General features: G+C 42.6%; 6 protein-coding genes. 2 read left to right on the forward strand and 4 right to left on the reverse strand.

What is annotated here, in order from left to right:
• Positions 1–556: 556 nt before the first annotated feature.
• Entirely contained in the window at positions 557–1,147 is a 591-nt protein-coding gene (locus HK25_RS05540; protein ID WP_086635579.1) for a hypothetical protein, read from the reverse strand.
• A 91-nt stretch (positions 1,148–1,238) separates the two neighbouring features.
• A complete protein-coding gene (locus tag HK25_RS12930) occupies positions 1,239–1,406 on the reverse strand; it encodes a hypothetical protein (RefSeq protein WP_158092920.1) in 168 nt (55 codons plus the stop codon).
• An 82-nt stretch (positions 1,407–1,488) separates the two neighbouring features.
• Here HK25_RS12930 and HK25_RS13545 point away from each other — a divergent pair, with 82 nt between their 5' ends.
• Positions 1,489–1,563, forward strand: a complete 75-nt coding sequence (locus tag HK25_RS13545) for a hypothetical protein (protein ID WP_369824732.1) — start codon at positions 1,489–1,491, stop codon at positions 1,561–1,563.
• A 997-nt stretch (positions 1,564–2,560) separates the two neighbouring features.
• Here HK25_RS13545 and bamE read toward each other — a convergent pair.
• Both bamE and HK25_RS05560 read right to left on the reverse strand, forming a co-directional pair.
• Positions 2,561–2,950, reverse strand: coding sequence for an outer membrane protein assembly factor BamE (gene bamE / locus HK25_RS05555; RefSeq protein ID WP_086635580.1), 390 nt, complete (start codon positions 2,948–2,950; stop codon positions 2,561–2,563).
• Between the two features lie 108 nt (positions 2,951–3,058).
• Positions 3,059–3,565: a hypothetical protein gene (locus HK25_RS05560; RefSeq protein ID WP_086635581.1), complete on the reverse strand. Its 507-nt coding sequence runs from the start codon at positions 3,563–3,565 to the stop codon at positions 3,059–3,061.
• 489 nt (positions 3,566–4,054) lie between these two features.
• Between HK25_RS05560 and HK25_RS05565 the strand changes: the two genes are divergently transcribed.
• A partial coding sequence (locus tag HK25_RS05565) for a replication initiation protein (RefSeq protein WP_198945951.1) occupies positions 4,055–4,827 on the forward strand: 773 nt, incomplete at its 3' end.

Below are 4,827 nucleotides of genomic sequence, written 5' to 3' on the forward strand. Positions count from 1 at the left end.
CAGGACGGAAGGTCTCACGGCTTCGCTTTGAGTTCAGGAAGAACCTGCAACCCGACCTGTTCCCCCCACCATAGTCAGTCTGCCACTTGTCAGACGCGGAGCGCCTTGTCAGTATGATTTCCCAACTGTCCGAGGCTGGTGCACCTATCCCTAAGTCGGTCGCCAGCAAGGCTTACAATGTCATACGGGATGGGCTGAAAGACGTTCAGGGAAGCCGGAAAGTTGAATCCGTGGCTATCACCGACGATAGAGATGCAGCATCTTGACGAAATGACGATTGGGGTGAGCCTCCCGATCGTCCGGGCAGGATCGATGCGTGATGTATCCCCAGCCCTCTTTCCTGCCCCTATCGGTTCCCGAATGGCAGAAGAGTCTGCATTCCGCACTTCAATGGAAAAGCCCTCTGGATTATGAGAGCAACTCCGCTGAACAGATAACCTATGGTCCGGAACTAAACCGAGACACGTCCAACATACAACGAAAAATTATACAGACCGGATATATCGCCATATCAAGACTAACAATTAATTTTTTAAAATCTACAATAAATTAAAAATCATGTGAAGCACCAATAAACACCATAACATACAGAAATAATAGAAATAATAACAAATGAAATACAAATTAATTTACGCAATATTGACAAAATTAATGGCATAAAATTCCACGTACATATAAATCCAATTAAGAAAGAGGCAATCATTTCTGCATACAGCCAATGAGGCTCATAAGATGGAATTGTGAAATCAAAAACCAAAGATCTATATTCAGGACTTAAAATACTAAACCCATTAAATTTTGAGTAGAAAATATATTGCTTAAAAAAGAACGGTATACCACCAAAAATAAATGCCGGAACTAAAGTTAATACCATTAATAAAATAGATAAATATTCTGATCCATCTGTTCTTACATTTTGTGCAACAATTTCATCTCCATATCTTCTAATTATTGTTTTCCAAAATTTTTTTTTAGATGACTGATGAAGGGCGTTGTGTATACCGTCGAAGGAAATATTATTATGCGCGTAAATCGCCAACAATGCCAATGACAGCAAATAAATAATGGAAAAAATAAGCATTGATTTTAAATAAACTGCAAATATATTTACAAATATAAATAGTAAAATACATAGTAAAATTTTCATTATAAACACCTTCAAGTAAATAACAATCCTTTTCATTACAAAATCATTTGAAATAAATCAATTGTACGGGAAGTAGAATTCCGTGAGATGTTCAACGGTCTTCGTTATGTGATCCGTTACGGTATTGCATGGCGGACGATGTCGAACGATTTTCCTCCGTAGGCTGCGGTTTACCAGCAATCCCGGCGCTGGATGAAAGCGGGATACACACCATAGCCTTCGCAAATTTCATGCTGAAAAATGCAGCCAGACTGCTCACGCAAAGCGCATAACACCCTCTAGTTGCGCAGATGGGGCACCAAAATGCCGTGGTGATCCCGCAAGTCGTTTTAGCAAAGCTCATGGGCTGTAGCGTGGACACGGTGCAGCGGGCCGTGCGCGACCTTGTGGCCGAGAAATGGATTTCCGTTGTCTGACTTGGCCGAGGCAAGGAGGCGGCCTACATGGTGAATGATCGCGTGGCGTGGGGCCAGTCTCGTGACCAGCTCCGGCTATCGGTGTTCAGCGCCGCATTCCTACCCTCTACCCCGGTGAGCGTCAGCTTCCCACTGGCCCCGGTATGCCTCCCCCCTCTCAACCGTCCATTGATGGCTTGGAGCCTGATCTACCAGCTCGACAGTACGACTCACGGTAGATCGACCTAGAGGACTTCACCGGAAAACACATTCCGTGAGTTTTCCGTGTGTTTTCCGTGTAGGGTCGCTTCGCTCCAAGGAAAAAACGATTTTTTTGGAATAAGGCGGAGCGTGAAGGGATTTTTCAAAGCTCGAAATGATGATTTTACCCTTAATTTTGGCCTATACACAAAACGCAGTCCTTCGGACTGAATAACACATTGTAATAACTATATTTTTTCGCACCGACGAAAAAAGTGGTATACTCGGTGGTATAACACGACATGAAAAAACTGGCTGTATTCAGCCATTTTTAAGAAATTTTTGTATACTCGGTGGTATAATAGGCTGGCATTTCTGCCCTGAAAGCAAAAAAGTTACATTTAGGGGGTTACGATCATGGGCAGCATTGAGGTCGTTCGGCCAATTTTAGACCGGTTAGATCGCATGGAAAAAACAGAACGGCGGCATTTTTTGCGTCTGGAAATGACACTCATCGGGACGGGTCTCGTGAGTCTCATTTGGTGCGCCTTCAGCATTTTCAGCTAACCGATCCAGCACCTTCCAGGTGGACGGGGTAATCACCACCCCTTTGAGGTTTGCGGAAAAAAAGGCCGTCCTGACGCCTTCTTCCCGCCCCCAGTGAAATACACTGCCTCACTAACACACCCCATTCCTGAGCCATTTACGGGCCAATTTGAGGGGTGTTTCAGGTATGGGTGAGTGCGGAGCAGGAGCGGCGTATCCTGCGAAGCGCCAGAAAGGCCACTTCGCAGGATACGCCTAAGATTATAAGCTATCAGAATAATCCTGCTGATGATTTTACAGCAGACGAATTCATAGAATGGTGCCAAACAACGTCATTGTTGAAAATAATGGTTAAATGTTTAGCTGTTCCGTGCTGGCCCTGATGAAGGTCACCGTAAACAGGGATAAAATTAGTAACATCAGATTTTGAATTATCAAAAGTATATTGCCACTGTTCATGTCCACTGTCTGTAAAAGACGTTTGAGCAGGATCACCAAAAAGCTGACGAACCTGTTCTTTTGTTGTAACTCCATCATGAATTTTTTGATCAATGGAAGCGCCGGTTTCGTTTTTGATGGATTCATTGCCGCCAGAAGCACAAGCTGAAAGTGCCAGCATAAGACTTAAGCCTGCAACCGAAGCTATTTTTTTTAAATTCATTGGGTTGTTTCCATATTCAAAGTTAAATTTCAGACTAATTTTCAATACAATCAGCTATCTCTTTTGCCTATCCGTATTGAAATAAAAATTGTTGACTTCCCTAAAATATCAAGAAGATGTATTTCTTAAATACTCACTTTTAGAAACTTCATCGTGTATATCATTTAAGCAGTAATTAATATAGTATACATTTAGAAAAAATGTATACAAACCATTTAGTTTGTAATTAATCCTATGGTTTTTAACTACATAATTTTCTATCTCTTTTTTTGCTTCAAAACTCCAATATATTGTCAACCCACAATACAAAATTCCTATTAAATTACCTATTACACCAAGAAAACCATCATAAAGAGCAAGGAATAAATACCAACCAAGCAATATTTTTAGGGATAAAACAAATCCATCTCCAGCAATTTTCTTTTCAGAAAATTCAAAAATTAAATCAGTTGTTTTTTCTATTCTATGTATCTGGAATATTCTTAATGTTAGAAAGTCAAATAAAACAAATTTACCGGTACCTAAATTGTTTTTTACTTTAATGTCCTCAGGTGTCATTTGAATATCCAAAAATAAAGGAAGAAGAGTTAGTAGTCTTTTAAAATTTTTTTTCACTTCGGATCAATTCTAAATTTATGGTCCTGGTAACTTCTAGCGGACCCGTCATGATGACCTTATTTTCATGACATGCCACAGAACTATAAAGACAGGGCAATCGCCGTGATCTTATAACGAATTTCATAATCATCCACGGTGAGGCGCCGATAACCGAGAAGGCGGTGGTATGAAATTCGTCATTTTTCGAGCTCATCCACAGCAGTTACTCACATCTGCCTTCTTTCTTTTCTTGTTTCTTCTTGTTTATATAAAAAAAACCATTTTATTTCATATAGATACAAGCCATTAATGCGTCATTTTCCGAGTTAAATGCGTCATTTTCCGAGTTAATGCGTCATTTTCCGAGTGTCATCCACAGCCCAAAAACCCCTTACCCACACCCTATTGCGTCATCTTCCGAGTTAATACGTCATAAAAAATAATTGACGTATTATATTTTATACGCCACAAATTTTGTAAGTCGCATACAATCGGAAAGTGACGCAGTTGACCGTAGAAACGTCAGTAATCCGCAAAAACTACGCGGTCATTCCCAAACATGACCCGCAGGTCACAATGAGCAATGCTCTCGTGAGAGCCGGTCATGGGCTCACGCTGGCAGAGAAACGCATTGTTATGCTGGCCGTATCCAAGATGAACAGCCGTGCGCCCGTGCCCCCAGCTACGTCACTACCTCGCACCAAGATCACAGCATCCGAATACGCAGAAATAGCGAAATGCGGGATGCCAACGGCCTACGAAGCCCTACAGGATGCCGCGAAGCATCTGTTTGAGCGCAAGATCACCTTTTTTGAACCTGCCTACACACGGGCTGGCAAGCTGCTTAAACCCGTCCGCAATGACATGCGATGGGTGGGACAATGCCGATACTATGAGAATGAAGGCTGGGTTGAATTGATTTGGTGGCCACCTATTCTTCCATCACTCATGGGGCTAAAAAAGCAGTTCACCACCTACAAACTTCAACAGGCCAATGCTCTCCGATCGGCCTACTCATGGCGGCTGCTAGAACTGCTCATGCACTATCGGGACAGTGGGCTGGCCGAATATACTATTGAGGATTTCTGCGCCTCGATGGACGCAACAGAGAAGCAAAAAGCTAACTTCAACAACATCAAGCGTCGCATCATCGAGCCGGCAGTCAAGGAACTGGTCGAGAAAGACGGCTGGCTTATCCAGTGGACGCCCATCAAGGCAGGACGGAAGGTCTCACGGCTTCGCTTTGAGTTCAGGAAGAACCTGCAACCCGACCTGTTCCC

The sequence above is a fragment of the Acetobacter sp. DsW_059 genome (assembly GCF_002153695.1).
Lineage (GTDB): Bacteria > Pseudomonadota > Alphaproteobacteria > Acetobacterales > Acetobacteraceae > Acetobacter > Acetobacter thailandicus.